The 21,058-nt window shown below is 73.0% G+C and carries 15 protein-coding genes; 1 reads left to right on the forward strand and 14 read right to left on the reverse strand.

What is annotated here, in order from left to right:
• Positions 1-141: 141 nt before the first annotated feature.
• From L1785_RS15175 to L1785_RS15240, 14 genes are all read right to left on the reverse strand, one after another.
• On the reverse strand, positions 142-543 hold the full coding sequence (locus tag L1785_RS15175) for a DUF6113 family protein (RefSeq protein ID WP_236090113.1): 402 nt from the start codon (positions 541-543) through the stop codon (positions 142-144).
• A 188-nt stretch (positions 544-731) separates the two neighbouring features.
• A complete protein-coding gene (locus L1785_RS15180; protein WP_236090114.1) occupies positions 732-1,754 on the reverse strand; it encodes a PIG-L family deacetylase in 1,023 nt (340 codons plus the stop codon).
• 52 nt (positions 1,755-1,806) lie between these two features.
• Entirely contained in the window at positions 1,807-3,738 is a 1,932-nt protein-coding gene (typA, locus tag L1785_RS15185) for a translational GTPase TypA (protein ID WP_236090115.1), read from the reverse strand.
• A 152-nt stretch (positions 3,739-3,890) separates the two neighbouring features.
• Complete coding sequence (locus L1785_RS15190) at positions 3,891-4,610, reverse strand: ABC transporter ATP-binding protein (RefSeq protein ID WP_236090116.1); 720 nt, start codon at positions 4,608-4,610, stop codon at positions 3,891-3,893.
• Positions 4,607-5,599 carry an ABC transporter ATP-binding protein gene (locus tag L1785_RS15195; RefSeq protein ID WP_236090117.1) on the reverse strand — a complete coding sequence of 331 codons (993 nt, stop codon included), beginning with the start codon at positions 5,597-5,599 and terminating at the stop codon, positions 4,607-4,609. Before L1785_RS15195 ends, L1785_RS15190 begins: the two co-directional genes overlap by 4 nt.
• Position 5,600: 1 nt before the next feature.
• Complete coding sequence (locus L1785_RS15200; protein WP_236090118.1) at positions 5,601-8,381, reverse strand: FtsX-like permease family protein; 2,781 nt, start codon at positions 8,379-8,381, stop codon at positions 5,601-5,603.
• The gene (locus L1785_RS15205) at positions 8,381-11,632 is read right to left on the reverse strand and encodes an FtsX-like permease family protein (RefSeq protein WP_236090119.1); all 3,252 of its coding nucleotides are present in this window, start codon (positions 11,630-11,632) and stop codon (positions 8,381-8,383) included. Before L1785_RS15205 ends, L1785_RS15200 begins: the two co-directional genes overlap by 1 nt.
• Before the next feature lie 115 nt (positions 11,633-11,747).
• On the reverse strand, positions 11,748-13,544 hold the full coding sequence (locus L1785_RS15210) for an ABC transporter ATP-binding protein (protein ID WP_236090120.1): 1,797 nt from the start codon (positions 13,542-13,544) through the stop codon (positions 11,748-11,750).
• 1 nt (position 13,545) lies between these two features.
• A complete protein-coding gene (locus L1785_RS15215) occupies positions 13,546-14,550 on the reverse strand; it encodes an ABC transporter permease (RefSeq protein WP_236090121.1) in 1,005 nt (334 codons plus the stop codon).
• Between the two features lie 69 nt (positions 14,551-14,619).
• Positions 14,620-16,143 carry an ABC transporter permease gene (locus tag L1785_RS15220; protein WP_236090122.1) on the reverse strand — a complete coding sequence of 508 codons (1,524 nt, stop codon included), beginning with the start codon at positions 16,141-16,143 and terminating at the stop codon, positions 14,620-14,622.
• 268 nt (positions 16,144-16,411) lie between these two features.
• Positions 16,412-18,235 (reverse strand): ABC transporter substrate-binding protein, encoded by a 1,824-nt coding sequence (locus tag L1785_RS15225; RefSeq protein WP_236090123.1) that lies wholly within the window; start codon positions 18,233-18,235, stop codon positions 16,412-16,414.
• A gap of 338 nt (positions 18,236-18,573) precedes the next feature.
• On the reverse strand, positions 18,574-19,305 hold the full coding sequence (locus tag L1785_RS15230) for a class I SAM-dependent methyltransferase (RefSeq protein ID WP_236090124.1): 732 nt from the start codon (positions 19,303-19,305) through the stop codon (positions 18,574-18,576).
• Positions 19,302-19,937, reverse strand: coding sequence for a TOPRIM nucleotidyl transferase/hydrolase domain-containing protein (locus L1785_RS15235; RefSeq protein WP_236090125.1), 636 nt, complete (start codon positions 19,935-19,937; stop codon positions 19,302-19,304). Before L1785_RS15235 ends, L1785_RS15230 begins: the two co-directional genes overlap by 4 nt.
• Before the next feature lie 16 nt (positions 19,938-19,953).
• Positions 19,954-20,391, reverse strand: coding sequence for a globin domain-containing protein (locus L1785_RS15240; RefSeq protein WP_236090126.1), 438 nt, complete (start codon positions 20,389-20,391; stop codon positions 19,954-19,956).
• 151 nt (positions 20,392-20,542) lie between these two features.
• On the opposite strand from L1785_RS15240, the gene L1785_RS15245 reads away from it, so the two are divergent.
• Positions 20,543-20,983: a MarR family winged helix-turn-helix transcriptional regulator gene (locus L1785_RS15245; protein WP_236090127.1), complete on the forward strand. Its 441-nt coding sequence runs from the start codon at positions 20,543-20,545 to the stop codon at positions 20,981-20,983.
• Positions 20,984-21,058 lie beyond the last annotated feature (75 nt).

Consider the following 21,058-nt stretch of genomic DNA (forward strand, 5'->3'; position numbering starts at 1 on the left):
GGCTCTCCGCACCCCCGGGACGCTCGCCGTCGACGCCGTGACTGGCGGCGGCAAAATTCGCCCTGGCGGGAATCCTACTCACTCGCAAAGGCGGGATTCGCCGCGTTTCACCCATCCCAGACGTGTAGGTCCTGTGCCGATTCAGGGGGTCGTCGGCTCGGTGGACCTGCGCCGGACAGGCACGTCCGCGAACCACGACGACGGGGCGAACGCGACCACCGCGAGCGTCCCGAGCCCGGCGTACGACCACACGAGGCCCAGGGTTCCCGCGGGGACGATCACGTCCCCGCCGGAGCCCGTCAACGACAGCGCCTGGACGACCACGAGCCACCCCGCACCGACCGCGAGCAACGCGCCGAGACCGCCCCACGCCCGGCTCAGCACGCCGGCCGCGGCGGTCAGCGCGAGCGCCAGGACCAGTCCTGGGTACCAGCCGTCGTCGCCGAATCGGTGCACCACCGTGCCGAGCGCGCCGACGACCGCCCCGAGGACGACCGCGAGCAGCGTGCGCACGATCACGGCGCCGAGGTTGCGGTTGCTCATGCCCCCATCCTCCCGCATCCGGCTGGGCGTCCGCCGCACGCGATCGTGCGGGCGCCGCGGGCCGCTGACGCCACCGACTCTCACGTGCCAGCCGGTCGAGTCCGCTTCGAGAACGCCATCAGGTATCGCTCCGGAGCCGGACCCGATACCTGATGGCGTTCTCGAAGCGGACTCCGGACACCCAAGAGTCACCGCCGGACGAGGTAGGTCTCGCGCTCCATGACCGGCGCGAGCACGCCGTTGCTCAGGGCATACCAGCCCAGCAGGCCCGAATCAGGGGCTACCGACGCCGGCACGGCGGCAACGTGCTGCACCTGCGTCGCGAACGCGCGCATCGCGGCGAGCACCCGATCGAGCACGGGCCCGACGGCGCAGCTCACCACGTCACCATCCCGCAGGAGGGCGTCGGATCCGCCGCCCGCCCCGCGAGCCGCGGAGCCCGGGAGCTCGTCCTTGGCGAACGGAGGCAGCGCCTCGTCCGGATCGGCGAGGTCCAGCCCTTCGGCGGCGGCCAGCGAGCGGGCGGCGGGGTGCGCGGCGAGGGCCCGCCGGGCGGCGCGCACCTCGTCGGCCGGCGCGACGGCCTGCAACAGCTCTGCCCCGGCCCACGGCTCTCCCGGCACGCGGCCGCCGTGGACGGCGGCCTCCGGGTCGGCCGCGAGCTCGAGCGCGCGCACGGCGACCTGGTGCGCGCGCACGTGGTCCGGGTGCCCGTACCCGCCGCCGGGCTCGTAGGTCGCGACGACCGACGGCCGTCGCTCCCGCAGCAGAGCGGCCAGGCGCCCCGCTGCCTCGTCGAGGGGGACGAGGGAGAACGCGCCGGCCGGAGCGTCCGGCGCAGGCCCGGCCACCCCGGGCGAGACCCACGCCATCCCGGAGTCCACATACAGCGCCCCGGCACGAGACGGGCCGACGGCGCCGACGGCCGGGAGCCCGTCGAGGAACACCTGCTCCCGCACGCCGAGCTCCCGCAGTGCCCGCTCGAGCTCCGTCTCGCGGTACGCCGCGAGCGCGTCGAAGTCCCCCTCGAGGTGCCGCAGCCCCTCGGACAGCGTCCCGGGCAGCGCGAGCACCTCGCCCCGCTCCCCGCGCGTGCACGTCACGACGCACGTGGGCTTGCCGGCCGCGGCCCAGGTCGCGAGCAGCGCCCCCGTCGACAAGGTCTCGTCGTCGGGGTGCGCGTGCACCGCCACCAGCCCGCCACCCGTCACGGCTTCCCACTCCTCATCGCGGACCTGCCGAGCGAGGTGCGTCGGCGTGGCGTCAGGCGCGCTTCGCCCGGGCCGTGGCCCGCGCCCGCTCCGTCGCGTCGAGGGCGACCTTACGGATGCGCACGACCTCCGGCGTGACCTCGACGCACTCGTCCTCGCGTGCGAACTCGAGCGACTCCTCGAGCGTGAGCTTGCGCGGCGGGATGAGGTTCTCGAAGTTGTCTGCGGTGGAGGACCGCATGTTCGTCAGCTTCTTCTCCTTGGTGATGTTGACGTCCATGTCCTCGTTGCGGGAGTTCTCGCCCACGATCATGCCCTCGTACACCTCCTGCGTGGGGTCCACGAAGAAGGAGCCGCGCTCCTGCAGGTTGATCATGGCGAACGGCGTCACCGAGCCGGAGCGGTCGGCGACCAGCGAGCCCGTCATGCGGGTCTCGATCGGGCCGGCCCACGGCTCGTAGCCCTCGGAGATGGACGACGCGATGCCGGTGCCGCGCGTGTCGGTGAGGAAGCGCGTGCGGAACCCGATGAGGCCGCGCGCGGGCACCATGAACTCCATGCGGACCCAGCCCGTGCCGTGGTTCGACATGGTCTCCATGCGGCCCTTGCGCTGGGCGAGGAGCTGCGTGACGGCGCCGAGGTACTCCTCGGGCACGTCGATCGTCATGCGCTCCATCGGCTCGTGCCGCTTGCCGTCGATCGTCTTGGTGACGACCTGCGGCTTGCCGACCGTGAGCTCGAAGCCCTCGCGGCGCATCTGCTCGACGAGGATGGCGAGCGCGAGCTCGCCGCGGCCCTGGACCTCCCACGCGTCGGGGCGGTCGGTGGGCAGGACGCGCAACGACACGTTGCCGACGAGCTCGGCGTCGAGGCGGTCCTTGACCTGGCGGGCGGTGACCTTGTGGCCCTTGCCGCCCTTGCCCGCGAGCGGCGAGGTGTTGATGCCGATCGTCATGGAGATCGCCGGGTCGTCGACCGTGATGAGCGGGAGCGGACGCGGGTCGTCGAGGTCGGTCAGGGTCTCGCCGATCATGATGTCCGCGATACCCGCGACGGCGACGATGTCGCCGGGGCCGGCCTGCTCGGTCGGCACGCGGTCCAGCGCCTTGGTCTCGAGGAGCTCCGTGATGCGGACGCTCTGCAGCGTGCCGTCGTGGCGGGCCCAGGCGACGTTCTGGCCCTTGGTGAGGGTGCCGTTGAAGATGCGCAGCAGCGCGAGGCGGCCGAGGAACGGCGACGCGTCGAGGTTGGTGACGTGCGCCTGCAGTGGCACGCCCTCGTCGTACGTGGGGGCCGGGATCTTCTCGAGGATGGTCGCGAACAGCGGCTCGAGGTTCTCGTTGGCGGGCAGGCCGCCGTCGGCCGGCTGGACGGTGTCGGCGCGGCCCGCCTTGGCGGACGCGTACACGACCGGCACGTCGAGGATGGCGTCGAGGTCGAGGTCCGGCACCTCGTCCGCGAGGTCGCCGGCGAGACCGAGCAGGAGGTCGGTCGTCTCGGCGACGACCTCGTCGATGCGGGCGTCCGGCCGGTCGACCTTGTTCACCACGACGATGACGGGCAGCTTCGCGACGAGGGCCTTGCGCAGCACGAAGCGGGTCTGCGGCAGCGGCCCCTCGGACGCGTCGACGAGCAGCACGACGCCGTCCACCATCGACAGGCCACGCTCCACCTCGCCGCCGAAGTCGGCGTGGCCCGGGGTGTCGATCACGTTGATCGTGATGCCCTCCGGGGAGCCCGACGCCGCGGCCGACGGGCCGGTGTACCGGACCGCCGTGTTCTTCGCGAGGATCGTGATGCCCTTCTCGCGCTCGAGGTCGCCCGAGTCCATGACCCGGTCCTCGAGGTGCTGGTGGGCCGAGAACGCGCCGGCCTGGCGCAGCATGGCGTCCACGAGGGTCGTCTTGCCGTGGTCGACGTGGGCGACGATCGCCACGTTGCGCAGGTCGCTGCGCACAGCACGGGTGGGGGCAGGCACAGTCACGGAGCTCTCATTCCCAAAGGGTTTTCCGAAGAAGGGGGAGCGCGCGGACACGACGACAGGTCACGCGGCGTTACTATCCTACCCGCCGTTCCCGCACCCCCGGTGCCCGACGCCGGTGGCGTGCCTCTCCCGGGACGCGCGACCGGCGCCGATCACCGCTGGTCGACGATGCGGCCGTCACGGAGCTCGACGACGCGGTCGGCCCGCTGGAGGAGCAGCGGATCGTGGGTGGAGACGACGGCGGCCATGGCGCGCTCGTGCACCACCTGCCGGACCAGGTCCATGATCAGGGCGGCCGTGGCCGAGTCGAGCTGCCCGGTCGGCTCGTCGGCGATGAGGACCGTGGGGTCGGCGACCAGGGCGCGCGCGATGCCCACCCGCTGCTGCTGCCCGCCCGACAGCTCGTACGGCCGCTGCCTGGCGTGATCGGCCAGGCCCACCGCGGCCAGCGCGGCCTGGACCCGCTCGGCGCGCTCGGCCACGGGGGTGCGGCGCAGGCGCAGGGGCACCTCCACGTTCTCCGCCGCGGACAGCACAGGGACCAGGCCGAACGACTGGAACACGTACCCGATCTCGTCCCGCCGCGCGGCGATCACCTGCGCCTCGGGCAACGCGGTGAGCTCCCGCTCCCCCAGCCACACCCGCCCCGCCGTCGGCTTGTCCAGCCCGCCCAGCAGGTTCAGCAGCGTCGTCTTGCCCGACCCCGACGGGCCGCGCACCACCAGCAGCTCACCGGGCGCCACCTCCAGCGTCGCCCCGGACAGCGCCGTCACCTGCCCCGGCCCGGACCCGAACACCCGGGTCAGCCCCTCCGCGCGCAACGCGGACGTCGTCGCCCGGCTCGCCGCCTCGCCCGTCGTCGTGCCGCTCATCGGCCCTCCTCGCCGCCGTCGTCGTCCCGCTCGCCTGGCTGTTCGCCCGGCCGGGCAGCCGGGCCGGCCGCCCCCGGCCACACCCCGACGTGGTCGGGCTCCAGCGCCAGCCGCACCCGGTCCTTCAGGTCCAGGGCATGCACGAAGTCCTGCGGGAGCTGCAGGCGCCCCACCCGGTCGAGCACCGCGAACTCCTCGGCCACGTGCCGCTCAGCGCCGTGCTCGTCGACCTCCGTACGGCGCAGCACCTCCGTGGACGTCCGCCCGTCACGGATCTGCACCGTGCGCGCCACGTGCTCGGACACCGCCGGGTCGTGCGTCACGATCAGCGTCGTCACCCCCGTCTCCCGGTTCACCCCGCGCAGCGCCTCCAGCACCTCCGCCGACGTCGCCTCGTCCAGCTCACCGGTCGGCTCGTCCGCCAGCAGCACCCGCGGGTCGTTCGCCACCGCCACCGCGACCGCCACCCGCTGCTGCTCCCCGCCCGACATCTGCCCCGGACGCCGGTCCGCGACGTGCCCCACCTCGAGCAGCTCCAGCAGGTCCGCCACCCGACGGGCCCGCTCGCGCGGCCGTCCCGTGCCCGCCAGCTCCAGCGGCACCCGCACGTTCTCCGCCGCGCTCAGGTACGGCAGCAGGTTCCGCGAGGTCTGCTGCCACACGAACCCCACGCTGCGCCGCTGATAGGCCACCCGCTGCCGGTGGGTCATCGTCAGCAGATCGGTCCCCGCCACCACGCACGAACCACCCGTGGGCGTGTCCAACCCGGACAGGATCGTCAGCAACGTCGACTTGCCCGACCCCGACGCACCCACCACCGCGACGATCTCCCCGGGGTCGACCGTGAGGTTCAGGCCCTGCAGCGCCTGCACCTCCACACCATCGGTCGCGAAGATCCGTACCAGGTCACGGCACAAGATCTCCCCACCCGGCACCGGGCCCTCGGGCACCACCGCGGCACCCTCGTCGATCGGGATCAGCGTGCTCATCTCATCTCTCCTCACCGATCCGAAGCTGGGCAGAGATCTCACCGCGCCGGCCGAGGGCCGCGGCGACAGCGGCCGCCAGCAGCACCACGACGACGAACCCGCCGGCCACGCCCGCAAGAAGCAGCGGGTCGAACCGGGCGTCCGGCTGGGCGTCCCCGGCAGTCAGCGCCGTCACGTCGACGGCGGCCAGGACCACCCGCGGCACGACCGCTCCCAGCAGCGCACCCACCACGAGGGCCACGACCGTCCACGGCCCGATCTCCCAGCCCACCAGCCCGCGGCTCTGCCGCCCGGACAGGCCCAGGGTCTGGAGCACGGCCAGGAGCCTGGCCCGGGCCGGGCCCGCGAGCATGAGGGTCATCACGACGGCGGCCCCGCACAGGAGCGCCGCCAGGGCGACGGCCACGAGGAACGCGCTCGCCAGGCCCGACGACACCGGAGAGGCCAGGATCGCGGCCGCCCGCTGCGCGGGGTCCTCCACGAGAGCGCTGGGCAGCAGCTCGTGGACGGCCGCGGTGACCTGGACCGGGTCGGCACCCGGGCCGAGCGCCACGAGCGCGGTCCGGGCGCGGCCGGTGGCGCCCGTCAGCTCCTCGGCCCGCGCGCTGTCGACGAGGACGAACGCGCGGGAGGCCGAGATCCCGGGCAGGTCGCGCGCCAGAGTCACGACCTCGACCGGCGCCGACCCGCCCGGGCCGGCGAGCTGGACGCCCGGCAGCCCGACGTCGACGCCCGTTCCGGGCGATGCCACGACCCGCAGCTCGGCCCCCTGCTCGGCCAGGCGCGCCAGGTCCGGCGGCACGCCGTCGATCCCCTGCTGCACCTCGGCCAGCGCCAGGGCGTCGACGCCCACGACGTCGACCCGCTGGCCCGCCAGTCCCACCCGCAGCGGCAGCGCACCGAGGTCGGTCACCGCCGTGACCGCGGCGACGCCGTCGATCCCGGCGAGCGCCGCGACCTCTTCCGCGCCCACGATCGGCCCGGAGACCCGCAGGTCGGCGCCGACGGCGGACCAGGCCTCGCGGCTGACGCCGCCGGACACCGTGGCGTACAGGACCCCGGAGGTGGCCGCGACCGACACGGCGAGCACCAGGGCCAGGGCGGGCACCGGGCCGCCCGCGGGGTCGCGGGTCGCCCGCGCCGCGCCCAGGAACGGGACGAGGTCCCGGCGCGGGGCGAGCGCCCGCTCGACCGCCAGGGCGAGCCACGGGTAGGCACGGACGGCGAGCAGCGTCGCCGAGAGCGACAGCAGGAGCGGAGCGATGGCCAGGAGAGGGTCGACGCCCTCCGCCGCGCCGGCCGCGCCGGCCGTCCCGCTCACCACGCCACGTTGCAGCAGCAGCCACGTGGACACGACGGCGCCGGCGTGCACGAGCACCTCCGCGACCCAGCGCAGCCGGCTCCGCGACCGCGGCGACAGGTCGCTGCGCCGCTCCCGCAGGCCGCGCGGCGACGACGCGAGCGCGAGCGCGACGGCCGGCGCCAGGCCCGCGCCCGCCGCGAGCAGCACTTCGGTGCCGCCCGCCGGCCCGGCCACCAGGAGCAGGCCCGCCCCGAACCCCAGGGCTGACGCCACGCCGCCGACCACGAGGCCCTCCGCCGCCATCAGGCCACGCAGCTGCGCCCCCGAGGCGCCGCGGGCGCGCAGCAGCGCGAGCGCGGGCCGCCGGCGTTCGACGACCAGGCGGGCGCCGAGCGCCAGCACGGCGACGGTCGCGCCGAGCGGGCCGGCGGCGAGGACGGACAGGATCGCGTCGACGCCCGACCGCTGCGCGACGATCCGGTCGAGGATGGCGACGAGGCCGCTCGCCGGCCGCACCACGAACGGGTCGAAGGCATCCTCCTCGTCGACCGTGTAGGCGGTCGTGGTGAATCCCCGGAGCTGGGCGAGCAGCGTCGTGGCCTCGCCGGCCCGCACGCCGCCGGCGTCGACCGGGTACCAGACCGTGGTGGTCGCGCCGCGGAGCGAGACCGGCGCGATCATCGCCGGGTCGACGTAGGCGACCGCCGTGGCGAGCTTGCCCTGGTTGAGGTCGTCGAGGACGTAGGCGTCGCCGACCGTGGGGCTGTGCGCCCAGTACGGGTCATCGGGGTCGGCGAGGTCGAAGACGCCCACGAGCCGGAGCGGTTCTTCTTCGAGAACCAGCCGCGGGTGGACCTGACCCACCTCCCAGCCGAGCGTCATCGCGGTCGCACGCGAGACCGCCATCTCCACCGGCTGGCCCGGGATCACGTCGGGCTGGCCGCCGCCCTCGGGGAAGGAGAGCGTGCGGACCGGAGCGGCCTGCGGCCAGCGCCCCTCGACCACCTCGACGTGCTCCTGGACCCGCGGGGCCGCGCGCAGGAAGACGGACACCGAGCGCAGGTCGCTCCCCTCCGCCGGAGCGACGCGAACGGCGTCGTCGGTGCTGACCTGGAAGTCCGCGGCGCCGAGGACGTCGCGCAGCGGCAAGGGCTGCTCGGCCCGGACGGCCTCCAGCCGCTCCAGGTACGCGGCCCAGTCGGGCGCGTCGGGCGGCGTCGTCGCCGGGTCCACGTCGTGCACCTCGAAGGCGACCATGCCCGGGTGGGACCCGGGGATCTGGGCGCTCTCGCTCGACACGTCGCGGTCGACCACCGCGGCGCCGTCCGTCTCGAAGGCGAGCTGGCGCGCATGGACGCCGGCGACCGCGCGCGGCGCCGCCGACAGGACGAGCGCGGCGAGCAGCGCCACCACCCCGAGCGTGAGGGTCGCTCCCCACGACGCGCGCAGGCCCCGCGTCGTCAGCAGACCCAGGCTCATCAGCGCACCTCCTCGCGGTACTCGGTGTCGCGGGCCTGGGCCGCGACCCGGGCACCGACCCCGGCAGCGACCAGCCCGAGCACGGCCAGGCAGCCCGCCAGGAGCACCGCCGCCGGGAGGGACAGGGCGACCAGCTCGGGCCGCACGGCGTCGCCGCCCAGGGTCGCCCCGACGAGGCCCGGCACGGTGAGCCCCGCGGCGACCGCTCCCGCACCCGCGCCGAGCAGCACGGCAGCGCCGCCGACGGCGAGGAGCTCGCCGGCGCGCGCCCGCCCCTGGTCCCGCGGCCCGACCCCCACGACACGCAGCACGACGACCTCGCCGCGGCGCACGCGTGCGGAGGCGAGAGCGACGGCGAGGACGCCCGCGACCGCGAGCACGACCGAGCCCACCGCCGCGAGCCAGAACGCCGTCCGGACGGGGGCGGTGGCGTCGACCGGCGGGGCGTCCGCGAGCGTCGTCACCGTGCTCGTGCCCGTGCGCAGAAGGCCGTCCGCGGTGACCCGGGCCTCTGCACCGATCCGCTGGAGGTCGTCCGGCGTCGCCGAGGCTGCCGCGAGCCAGACCTCGCCGGCGGGAGGCGCGTCCACGGAGGTCCACAGCACGAGCTCGTCGAGCGCGAGCCGGTCCACGACGATCGCGCCGGCCGACGTCAGCGTGCCGGGCAGCACCTCCGTCGTCGCGGCCACCGTCAGCGGGACAGGCACGCCCTGCACCGGCACCTCGAACGAGTCTCCCGGGCCGAGGTCCAGCGTGCGCGCGAGGGGCGCGGTGACGACGGCGGGCAGCGCGCCCGGCGGGTCGCCGGGCAGCAGCCGCGCCGCGAACGGCGCCACGCTCGTCATGGAGAGCTCCTCCGGCACCACGACCTCCAGGCGTCCGGAACCGGACTCCTGGAGGTCCGCGCCGCTCGTCGCCGTCGAGTGCCGCCACTGCCCCGAGAGGTCCACCGGCACGCCGTCGGCCACGAGGGTGTCCACGACGAGCCGCGCCTCGAGAGCCACGCCGCCCGCCGACGCCGTCAGGTCGACGGCGGCCAGGCGGAACGGCTCGGCCGTGGCCGGCAGGTCGGCCGTGAGCTCGTAGGTGACGGGCTCGGCGCCGACCGGGCGCGTGCCCGCGCCGTCACCGTCCAGGTCGTACTGGAGCTCCCCGAGGCCGACGGTGCTCACCGTCCCGTCCGGCGCGACGAGCACGAGGGCAACGCTGAACCGTTCGCCCCGCTCGGCGAGCTCGAACCAGCCAGGAAAGGGCTCGGCGTCCAGGGACGGCACGACGCTGCCCGTGACGGTCGCGGTCACGGTCCGCGCGCCGGCGGGCAGCCCGGGCGCGGCGGTCAAGGGAGCGCGGTCGATCGCGGCGGCGATGCCGGCCGCGTCGAACGAGCTGCCCGGGGCGCGCACGACCTCGGGCACGTCGGCGGCGGGCAGCGCGAGCAGCGTGGTGCTCGGCGAGCCGTCCACCGTCACGTCCGCGGCGAGCACCGGCACGGCGGCCGAGACTCCATCGATCGCCGAGAACGGCGCCGCGTCGGCCTCCGCGCCGGGCGGCAGCGCGACGCGGACGTCGGTCCCGGTCCGCAGGATGGCGACGTCTTCCTGGAACCGCCCGGACGTCTCGGCGAAGGCGCCCGCCAGGGTGGCGGAGCCGCCGGCGAGGACGAGCAGCACCACCGGCACCACGTACACGACGAGCCTGCGCGCCACCTGACGCGCCGCGAGGACGCCGACGGCGCCCGGCGACCGCTCCGCGAGGCGCGCCCACACGCGGGTCACCGGGCCGAGGAGCGCGGTGGCCACGACCGCGAGGACGGTCAGGACGAGCGCGGGCGCGAGCGCGGCGAGCGGGTCCGTGCGCAGCCCCTCGGGCGTCGCGACCAGCGGCGACCCGTACCGGCGGAGCTGCACCAGGCACACCGCGGCCCCGGCGAACGTGAGCAGGACGGTGCCGAGGGCCGCGACGGTGCGCACCCGGCCGGACCGGTCGGTGATCTGCCGACGCGCCGCCGTCCGCGCCTGGAGCGCCGCGACACCCGTCAGCACCGCCGCACCCGCGACCGCGACACCGGTCGCGACGACGAGCAGCGTGCCGGCCTGCCGCGAGCCGGGTACGAGCGCCTCGAGGACCAGGGCGGCGGCCAGCCCGCCTGCCCCGGCGGCGGTTGCGGCGAGCAGGGCGGCCTCCACGGCGCCGCCGGCCGTGACGGTCACCGGGTCGGCGCCGCGCGACACGAGCAGCGCCACCTCGTGGTCGCGCGTCGCGGCCAGCAGCCGTGCCACCTGAACCGTGGCGACGAGGCTCACGACGACGAGCAGGAGCAGCGGGACGAGCGCGACGGCGGCCGCGGCCCGGAGCGCCTCCGTGGTCCGGGCGGCGGTGTCGGCAAGGGTCCCCGCCAGCGTGAGGCCGCGCGGGGCGACCTCGTCGTCGTCGCCGACCCCGGAGTCGAGGTCTTCCGCCAGACCGGCGAGCGTGTCGAGGTCGCCCAGGGTGACCCGCTCCACGTCCGGGACGACGGTCCACCGGGCGAAGGGGTCGGTGTCGAGGGCGCCGACCGTGGCGGCGGTGGTGACCACGGGGCCCAGCGCCCCACTGTCGCCGCCCGCAAGGACCAGCGGGTCGCCAAACCACCGCGGGTCCCCGGGGTCGGTCACGCGCCAGGTCCCGCGCACGGTCACGGTGGTGCCCGAGCCCGGGTCGTCGACGTCGGCCCCCAGCCGGAGCGTGTCGCCGACCGCCAGACCGGCGGCCGCAGCGGCGTCCGCCTGGACGGCGGCCTCGCCGTCGGCCGCGGGCCACGTGCCGTCGACGAGCGCCATGCCGTCGGCGGGCGCCATGCCATCGGCGGGCGCCCCGCCGGACGGGGCCTCGCGGCTCGCTGCGGGCAGGCTCTCCACGACCCAGCGCCCCAGGTCGCCGCCGTCACCGGCGGCGCGCAGCGGCTCGGTCCGGACGTCATGGATCAGGGCGTACGCGGTACCTCCCAGCGCCTCCTCGACGGCGTCCCGGACGCGCGCGTCCTGCAGCGCCGCCCCGGCGTCGTCGTCGGCCAGACGGGTGCTCATGAGCAGCGCACGGCCGGACGGGCCGGCCGCCTCCAGCCCGGCCCGGGCGCCGTCGGCCGCCGAGGCCTGCACGTAGCCGAGCGTGACGCCCGTCGTGCCCGCGACCGCCGCCACGAGCAGCCAGACCAGGGCGAGCAGGCCTCGCTGAGCCGCCGACCTGCGGGCCAGCAGCGATGCTCGGCTCACGGCGTCCCCTTCCTGCTCGTCCGTCCGCATGTGCCCGACGCCGGTGGCTCGCCCCGGTACGGGAGGTGAACCACCGGCGTCGTGCACCGTGGTGAGGGCTGTGCTGGGTTACCCGCTACTGACCGCCGTACAGGCCGCCCGGGGTCGGACCGTTGTTGCCCTGCCCGCGGAGCGTCGGACGCTCGTAGTCGTCCTCGACCTGCAGCTCGGCGACGTCGTCGCCCAGCTCGCGGAGCAGCGCGTGGCGCGCCTCGCGGCGGCGACGCTGCTCCAGCGGCTCGGGCACCGGCGCAGCGGCGAGCAGACGCCGCGTGTACTCCTCCCGCGGCTCGTGCAGCACGTCCTCGCGCAGGCCCTGCTCCACGATCTCGCCGTTCTGCAGCACCACGACGCGGTGCGCGAGCATGTCGATCACCGCGAGGTCGTGGCTCACGAACAGGCAGGCGAACTTGTAGCGCTCCTGCAGCGAGGTGAACATGGCGAGCACCGAGGCCTGCACCGACACGTCGAGCGCGGACGTCGGCTCGTCGGCGACGAGGAGCTCCGGCTCGAGCGTGAGGGCGCGTGCCACGCTCACGCGCTGGCGCTGCCCGCCCGACAGCTCGTGGGGGTAGCGGTTGTAGAAGCTGCGGGGCAGCTCGACCGCGTCCAGGAGCTCGAGCACGCGGCGGCGGCGCGAGCGGTCGTCGCCGATCTTGTGCACCTCGAGCGGCTCGGCGATGACCGAGCCGATCGGGAAGCGCGGGTTCATGGACGCCGCCGGGTCCTGAAACACCACGCCGATGCGCTTGCGCAGCGCCTTGAGCTGCTTGCCCTTGAGCTGCGTGATGTCGTGACCCATGATCGACACCGCACCGGAGTGCGCCGGGATGAGACCCAGCGCGCACTTGCCGATCGTCGACTTGCCGGAGCCCGACTCGCCCACGAGGCCCACGATCTCGCCGGGCATCACCTTGAACGACACGTCGTCGACAGCACGGAACGGCGGCTTGCCCAGGCGGTGGTACTCGATGACGAGGTTGCGCAGGTCGAGCGTCGGCGCCTCCTCGGAGACGTCCACGGTGAGCGGCGCCGCGGAGTTCACGCCAAGGCGCGGCACCGCGGACAGCAGCTTCTTCGTGTAATCGTGGCGCGGGTGGTTGAGCACCTGGTCCGCGGTGCCGGTCTCCACGATGTCGCCCTGGAGCATCACCGCGACCCGGTCCGCCATGTCGGCGACCACGCCCATGTTGTGGGTGATGAGGAGGATGCCCGTGTTGAGCTTCTCCTTCAGGGACCGCAGCAGGTCCAGGATGTCGGCCTGGACCGTGACGTCGAGGGCCGTGGTCGGCTCGTCGGCGATGATGACCTTGGGGTCGCAGGCGATCGCCATGGCGATGACCACGCGCTGGCGCTGGCCACCCGACAGCTCGTGCGGGTACTGCTTGAGGCGGCGTTCGGGTTCCGGGATCCCGACCATGCGGAGCAGCTCCGCGGCGCGCGCCTCGGCCTGCTTGCCGTAGGCGATGCCGTGCAGCTGCAGACCCTCGGTGAGCTGGTCACCGATCGTCAGGACCGGGTTCAGCGCGGTCATCGGCTCCTGGAAGACCATGGCCACGTCGTTGCCGCGCATCTCGCGCAGGCCCCGGCTGTCCAGCCGGCCGACGATCTTGTTGCCGACCCGGATGGTGCCCCCGACCCGGGCGTTCCCGGGGAGCAGGCCGAGGGCGGTCATCGACGTGACCGACTTGCCGGAGCCCGACTCGCCGACGAGGGCGACGACCTCGCCGGGACGGACGTCGAGCGAGATGCCCTTGACCGCGTGCACGTCACCGAAGTCGGTGCCGAACGTGACCGTGAGGTCCTCGAAGGAGAGGACGGCGTCGCCGGGGGCCGCCTGGGCGCCCGGGGAGGTGATGTCGAGAGTGGTCATCTCAGTCCTTGTTCCGGGTCTGGCGGGGGTCGAACGCGTCACGGAGGCCGTCGCCGATGAAGTTCACGCAGAGGGCGATGGTCAGGATGAGCAGACCCGGCCACCAGAACAGCCAGGGACGGGTGGAGAAGGCGTTCTGGTTGAGCGAGATCAGCAGGCCGAGCGACGTGTCCGGCGGGCGCACTCCGTACCCGAGGAACGACAGCGACGTCTCGAGCAGGATCGCCGTCGAGATCGTCAGCGTCGCGTTGACGATGATGACGCCCACCGAGTTCGGCAGGATGTGCTTGACGATGATCCGCCAGGGGCTCGTGCCGACCGCCTGTGCGGCCATGACGAACTCGCGCTCACGCAGTGACAGGACCTCGCCTCGCACCAGGCGGGCGAGGCCCGTCCAGGTGACGAGGCCGAGCATGAGCGACAGACCCCAGATGCCCCACTCGGACGCGGTGCGGCCGAGCACCGCCGCGAGGACGAGCAGCGGGATGACGATGAAGACGTCGGTCAGACGCATGAGGATCGAGTCGAGCCAGCCCCGGTAGTAGCCGGCGATCGCGCCGATCGCGGTGCCGATGACGGTGGACACGACGCCGATGACCAGCGCGATGACGATGGAGCGCTGGGTGCCGCGCATCGTCATGGCGAAGAAGTCCTTGCCGATGGCGTCCTGACCGAACGGGTGCGTCCACGTGGGGGAACCCGTGCCGATCTTGTCGAACGTGGCCAGGTACGACTTGTCCCACCAGCCCGGGATCGGCCCCATGCCGATCGACGAGAAGGCCAGGACGATCACCACGCCCAGGATGGCGATAGAGATCATCGCGGCCCGGTGGCGGACGAACCGGCGCCAGACGAGCTGTCCCTGGCTGTAGGACGCGTCCTCGCCCGGCTGAGGCCCGGCCGGCAGTACGCCGGCGCCCATGCCGGCCTCGACGTCGACACCCGTCACGGACGGCGTCGGCTGGTAGTCCTCCCCGCGGGGAGCGGTGTTCCTGATGTCACTCATCTCGGTCTCCGGCAGGTGCGAGTGCGCGGGTCGCGCGCAGTGTGGTGGCGAACGTGGCGTGCACCGGGATCACCGCCGGATCCGGGGGTCGAGGAACGCGTACGCGATGTCGGCGAGAAGGTTCATCGCGACTGCGGCCACGCCGGTCACCAGGAAGAAGGCCATGACAGGTCCAGGGTCGACCGCTTCGAGGCCCTGCTGGAAGAGCTGCCCCATGCCCTTCCAGCCGAAGACGCGCTCCGTGATGACTGCGCCGCCGATCAGGCCGGCGAAGTCGAACGCCACGATCGTCGTGATCGGGATGAGCGCGTTGCGGAACGCGTGCTTGACGATGACCTCGCGCTCCGACAGGCCCTTCGAGCGCGCGGTGCGCACGTAGTCCTGGCTCATGACCTCGAGCATCGAGGCGCGGGTGTACCGGCTGTGGCCGGCGATCGAGACGAGCGCGAGCAGCAAGGTCGGGAGGAGGAGCTGGGCGCCCTTGTCCAGCATCGACTCCCAGAACCCGCCACTGAACTGCGGCGTCTCCGCACCGATCGTGGAGATCGGGCGCGACTTCAGGCCGAGGAAGCTCGCCCAGTGGCCGACGAGCTGGTCGGCGACGACGAGGAGGCTCGTGATGACGCCTGTGATCGTCGTGACCGTCATCGACTCGCGCTTGGCGTAGTCGCCCCACAGGTAGCCGACGGCCACCGAGACCACGATCGTCAGCACGAACAGGCCGGCCATCACGATCCAGGTGGGCTCCGTCAGCACGCCGCTGTACGCGAAGGCGAGGTAGGCCACCGTGCCGACCACCGCGGTGGTGAGGGCGGCGTACAGAACACGGCGGTTCTTCAGGCCGGTGACCAGGGCCGTCGTGAGCACACCGGCTGCGGCCGCGACGAGCAGCACCATGACCGGGCCGAAGACCGGGTTGCGGTACCAGTCGACGGCGTTGAAGACGAACATGATGGCGGCGACGAAGACGAACGAGGCCGAGGCTGTGATCAGCCGCCGCCTGTTGGAGCCGCCGAGGATGCCCTGCAGCAGGGCCGCGACCACCACCGCGATGACCACGATCGTCAGCGGCGCGTACTGCCCCTCCGCGATCCAGTTGTTGTAGCGGATCGCGCCGAACTCCTTGAGCAGCACCGCGGCCCAGAAGACCGGGAGGGCGAAGAAGAGGAAGGCGCCGAACGTCACCGAGTAGTCGAAGCCCGAGTACTGGCGGATGGCCGTCAGGATGCCCAGGCCGATGCCGACGACGATCGCGAGCAGCGTGGCCAGCGTGACGAGGCGGAGCGTCGAGCCGGCCGCCTGCGAGGTGAGCGCCAGGACGTTGCTGCCGTTGACCGTGGTGCCGAGGTCGCACTGGCCGGTGAAGCAGCCGAGGACACCCTGCAGCCAGTTCCAGTAGCGCACGGGGGCCGGGTCGTCGAGGCCCATCGAGAGGATGCGCGCGCGCATCATTGCGGCGGCGCGCGGGTCGGGGTTCTCCCGGAGGTCTCGGAGCGGGTCACCGGAGTTGATGGTGAGCAGGAACATGAGCACCGACGCAAAGAAGAGCACCAGTACGGATGCTCCTGTTCGGCGGAGTATGAACTTCAGCACGGGAAAGGCCCTTCAAGGCGGGCGCCGGATCACGGCGTCTGCGGCAGTGGGATCGGCTAGAAACTGTACGGCACGACGATGACGCCAGAGGCCACCTCATTGTGGCGGTGAGAAATACCACGGCCCCCTGGCCGTTCGCTGACAAGGGTTCCGGTAGACGACACTGTGGGGCAGGAAGCTTACGCTCCCTGCCCCACAGGCAACGGGTGTCGGTGGGTCACCGATCGGGTGACCCCGGGAGTCCCGGGGTCACCCGAGGGTCAGAGGCTCAAGAAGCCCGCGACCACTGCTCGGCGTTCCACGGAAGACCGTTCTGAGCAACGGTCTGGCGGATGTTCTGCAGGTCGGAGTTGTACGCAGCGATACCCGGGTGAGCGAAGACCGGAAGGTTGAACAGGTCCTTCCAGAGCTCCGTCTCGATGATCTTCTGCTGCTCCAGGTGGACGGCCGGGTCGGCCGAGTCGGCGAGGGCGGTCCACGCCGCGGTCACGGGCTCGGACTCGTACTTGCCGTAGTTCTGACCGCCACCGGTGCTGTAGATCGACTGGCCCGAGGCGACCAGGCCGGAACCGGCCCAGGCGAAGAGGGCGATGTCGTAGTCACCGGCGTCGAGCTCGGTGTCGAAGAACGCCTCCGAGCCACCGTCGATGATGTTGAAGCCGGCCTCGTCGCAGCTGGCCTTGATGAGAGCGACCTCCTGCGAGCGACGCTCGTTCGGGGCGTTGTACGAGATCTCGACGTCGATCGGCGTGGCCACACCGGACTCGGCGATCTTGGCCTTCGAGGCCTCGATGTCCACCTCGTCCCAGCTGCCGTCGTACGAGACCTCGGTCACCTCGGCGTAGGCGTCCTGGAACGGGAAGACCTCACGGGCGTTCATGACGACCGCGTCCGGGTTGAGCGGCTTGATCAGGTCGTCCACGATCTTCTGACGCGGGGCGCACAGGGCGAACGCCTCACGCAGGACCAGGCCACCGGCGTCGTTCGCGAACGGACGGCCCGAGGCGAAGTTGAAGTCCAGGTGCTCCCACGTGAACTCCTGGCCCGTGGAGATCGTCACCGAGTCGCCGAGCTGCTCGAGCTGGGCGACGGTGTCGACCGTGGCCTGCGGCTCGATCGCGTCGAGGTCACCGTTCGAGAGCGCCTGGACGTGCGTCTCGGGAGCGGCGAAGCGGAACGTGAGCTCCTTGGTCGCCGGCGCCGGACCCCAGTAGTTCTCGTTGGCGGTCAGGGTGACGGCCTGACCAGCGGTCCAGCCACCCTCCTTGATGATGTACGGACCCGAAGAGGGAACCTCGGAGGCGTCGGGCAGCTGGCCCGGCGTCTCGTAGACCCAGCCGGTGTTCCACCACTCGGCGGCCGCGGTCAGGACGGCGACGTCGCCGTTGAGGATCGCGTCGACCAGGCCCTGGACGTCGGTGCCGGCCTTCTCGGCGACGACGTGCGCGGGCATCGAGTCGGAGACCTGAGCCTCCCAGTCGGCGTAGACCTTGTCATAGTTGTACGTGAGGGTCTTGCCACCGACCTCGCCCTCCGGCGGGCTGGACACGTAGGTACCGAAGGTCAGGCCACCGACGTAGTCGAAGAGCGGCGTCTCAGAGCCGTCGACCGTCTTGGTGCCCTGGTCGGTGTAGACCTGGGTCGCCCAGTCGAGGAGGTAGTCCTCGTAGGCGACCGGCTCACCGTCGGACCAGGTCGCGTCGTCGTTGATCGTGTACTCGACGACCAGGGGGTCCTCGGACGTCGCCTCGTACGAGCCGAAGTTCTCGTCGTGGCAGATCGTGCCGTCAGACCCGAAGTAGTAGAAGCCGCTGAACAGCTGCGTGTCCACGACGGCGTTGTACGTCGAGTTCGTGGCCGAGGTGTCGTTGTTGTACGCGTTCCACTCGTCCTCGCCGATCGAGTACTTGATCTCGCCGTCGGCGGTCTCGACCTCACCGAGGTCGGCCTTGCAGCCGTCCGTCGGCTCGACGGCGGTTGCCTCGGGAGTCGCGTCCTCGCCCGTCTCAGCACCGGGGGTGCTGCACGCGCTGAACAGCAGTGCACCGGTGGCCGCCATCGCGATGGCGGCGCCTGCACGCCTGATCTTCAATGTTCCTCCTCAGGAGTATGACGTCACCCGGGCCTGGGCCGACCCCCTGGGGGATGCTCTGGCCTGGCACCCGAAGCGCCGTCATGGTTTCGACTCACGCTACCCACGGCGGGGGGTGCTTTAGGCCGTTTCGCCCAGGAGAGAACGCGATCGTTACCGACTTGATATTGGCTCGTAGTCAACTTGTCGACTGCCCGGACTGGGCGAAACACGCGGGAAACACACCGGTGTGTCGGGATCCTTGTAGGACATCTTCCCGCGTTCCGGTCGCCCGGGGGCCCAGATCACGAGACCCACGGACCCGGTCACCTTGCCTTCTCGCGGCACCCTCTTTTGGTTCACCTGTGGGCGACCACGACCAGCTCTCCGTCGCCCCGCCCGACCGGCTCGCGGTGCCAGCCGCCGAAGACGTGGTCCACCGTGAAGCCCTCGCGCCGCAGGTCGCCACGGAGGCGGTCCTCGTCGCGGAACGCCAGCTCGCCCGTCTGCACGTCGTGCGTCCCGTCCGGCAGCACGGCGTGCTCGTCGAGCGTCACGACGCCGTCGGTCACCGCCGTGACCTCGTACCAGCCCTCGACCCGGGTGCCGTCGTCCAGCTCCGTCATCCCGTGCGACTCCTGCGGGTTCCAGCGCTCCCACGCGCGCGCCGCGGGGTCGCGCGAGTCGAAGGCGAGCCGCCCGCCCGGCACGAGGACGCGATGCAGGTCGGCGAGCGTCCGTCGCCACTCCCCCGGGTCCGCGATCGCCTGGACCACGTGGGCGGTCATGAGCACCAGGTCGAAGCGGGCGCCGGAGTCGAGGGCCGACGACGTGCCCAGCACCCAGTCGACGTCCTCCGCGTGCGGCTTCAGCCGCGCAGCGGTCACCGCCCCCTCGTCCGGGTCGACGCCCATGACGATGTGCCCGGCCGCCGCGAGCGCCGTCGTCAGCCGGCCCGTCCCGCAGCCCAGGTCCAGCACGCGGCTCACCGGGTGCTCGTTCGCGAGCGCGAGGAAGAAGTCGTCGTCCTCGGCCCACACGTTCTCGGCGTCGTACAGAGTTGCGCGGAGGTCATCCGTCAGCGGGGTCATGCCCCGAGCCTAGGAACGGCCCGCCCCCGCGGCGACCCGATACCCCGCGCCGGCGGCGACCCGACATCGACGTGGTCGAGCAGCGCGGCGATCGGTCGCGGGACGCGGTCCGCGGGCAGCGCCGCGGCCAGCGCGCCGTCGAGCCGCGCCTTGCGGCCCGAGGTCGTGCCGATGAAGCGGTGCAGCTGTGCCGCCACGGGCCGTCCGCGGTGGAACGGCTGGACCTGGAACGTGCGGAACAGGCCGAGCTCGCCCTGCTCGGCGACGACGGCGAGCGCCGCCGCGGCGCCGAGCGCCCGCAGCAGCTCGTCCTCGAGGTCCTTGACGCACGCGAAGAAGCCGAGCGCCTCGAGCGCCTCGCGGGACTCCGCCGCCCCCAGACCGGCCCGGCGGACCGCGCCGCGCACGTAGCGCTCCTCGGCGGCGTCGAACAGGCCCGCGACGACGACGCCCGGGTCGGCCAGCGCGGCGGTCAGGTGACGGCCGACGTTCGTCGCGCCGCCCATCGCGACCACCGCGACGCCCTCCGCCGTCAGGTCGCGACCTCGGGCGACCGCGACGGCGAGGACCGCGGCGCGGTCGCTCGTCCCCTCGACGAGGAGGACCGTGCGGGGCGCGCCGACGGCTGTCATGGGTCCATCCTGCCCGTCAGGCCGGGCCCGACCAGCCCCAGCGCGGCAGCGGGAGCCCGTCCGGGACGTCGGCCGGGGCCGCGTACTCGTGGTTGACCGCCTCGGTCGCCCACGTGAACCAGGCGGCGAGGCTGTCACGGAGGCGGTCGTCGGCGGGCAGTCCGGCGTCGTCCATCGCGAGGACGAAGCACGCGACGGCGCGGGCGTCCATCTCGTCGTGGGGGCCGTTCCCGGAGTGCATCCGCACGACGGCGTCGTGCCGGACGGCCGGCGCCGCGGGCCCGCCGAGCTGCTCCGCCCAGTAGGCGGCCAGGCGTTCGGTGTGCTGCGGGTGCACAGGCCGGTGGAACGCGTGTCTGACGACCGGGTCGGCCAGGACCCGCGCGTGCCACGCCCGGGCGAGGGCCAGGACCGCCGGCTCGCCGCCCATGGCCTCGTACACCGTGTCCGCCATGGACCCACCGTGGCATGGCGACGGGTGCCGCACCAGCGGTCCGACCATCAGATCACCTGAAGATTACACTCGGAGCGGAGGTCTGCCCCGACATGCAAGGACCGGCGCCCTGATGCGGACATACTGGCCTTCCCCCGACCGAAGGACGTTCATGCCGACCCACGACGAGGCGACCTTCCTGTATCTCATCAAGCAGGTCGAGCTCGCCGCCCGCTCACACCTCGACGAGGCGGTCAGCGGGCATGGGCTGACGGCGTTGCAGTACACGGCCCTGACGGTGCTCGAGAGGCACCCGGGCATGACGTCGTCGGAGCTCGCGCGCAACTCCTTCGTGCGGCCGCAGACGATGGCGCAGATGATCACCTACCTCTTGCAGCGCGGCTTCGTGCGCCGCGGGCCGGACGAACGCTCGCGCCGTCAGCTGCTGATCTTCCTCACGGACGAGGGGCAGGCCGTGCTGGACACGCTGCGCGAGCCCGTGCGCGACATCGAGAAGACCATGCTGTCCGGCCTGACCGAGGATGACGTCCGGCACCTCGACGCCTCCCTGCGGGCCTGCCGGGTCGCGCTCGGCGGCGGAGCGGCGCACTGACGCACAGCCGTCCGGCGTTCCTGCCGACATAGACCTCATGCCGAAGGCCGCTCACTGTGCGTTGCCGATGTCAAC

This window comes from Antribacter soli, from assembly GCF_021568775.1.
GTDB lineage: Bacteria > Actinomycetota > Actinomycetes > Actinomycetales > Cellulomonadaceae > Antribacter > Antribacter soli.

What these genes read in the sequence shown, in the direction of transcription:
- L1785_RS15175 (WP_236090113.1), bottom strand. Translation starts at nt 543, where the DNA reads ATGAGCAACCGCAACCTCGGCGCCGTGATCGTGCGCACGCTGCTCGCG.
- L1785_RS15190 (WP_236090116.1), bottom strand. Translation starts at nt 4,610, where the DNA reads ATGAGCGGCACGACGACGGGCGAGGCGGCGAGCCGGGCGACGACGTCC.
- L1785_RS15195 (WP_236090117.1), bottom strand. Translation starts at nt 5,599, where the DNA reads ATGAGCACGCTGATCCCGATCGACGAGGGTGCCGCGGTGGTGCCCGAG.
- L1785_RS15200 (WP_236090118.1), bottom strand. Translation starts at nt 8,381, where the DNA reads ATGAGCCTGGGTCTGCTGACGACGCGGGGCCTGCGCGCGTCGTGGGGA.
- L1785_RS15210 (WP_236090120.1), bottom strand. Translation starts at nt 13,544, where the DNA reads ATGACCACTCTCGACATCACCTCCCCGGGCGCCCAGGCGGCCCCCGGC.
- L1785_RS15215 (WP_236090121.1), bottom strand. Translation starts at nt 14,550, where the DNA reads ATGAGTGACATCAGGAACACCGCTCCCCGCGGGGAGGACTACCAGCCG.
- L1785_RS15230 (WP_236090124.1), bottom strand. Translation starts at nt 19,305, where the DNA reads ATGACCCCGCTGACGGATGACCTCCGCGCAACTCTGTACGACGCCGAG.
- L1785_RS15235 (WP_236090125.1), bottom strand. Translation starts at nt 19,937, where the DNA reads ATGACAGCCGTCGGCGCGCCCCGCACGGTCCTCCTCGTCGAGGGGACG.
- L1785_RS15240 (WP_236090126.1), bottom strand. Translation starts at nt 20,391, where the DNA reads ATGGCGGACACGGTGTACGAGGCCATGGGCGGCGAGCCGGCGGTCCTG.
- L1785_RS15245 (WP_236090127.1), top strand. Translation starts at nt 20,543, where the DNA reads ATGCCGACCCACGACGAGGCGACCTTCCTGTATCTCATCAAGCAGGTC.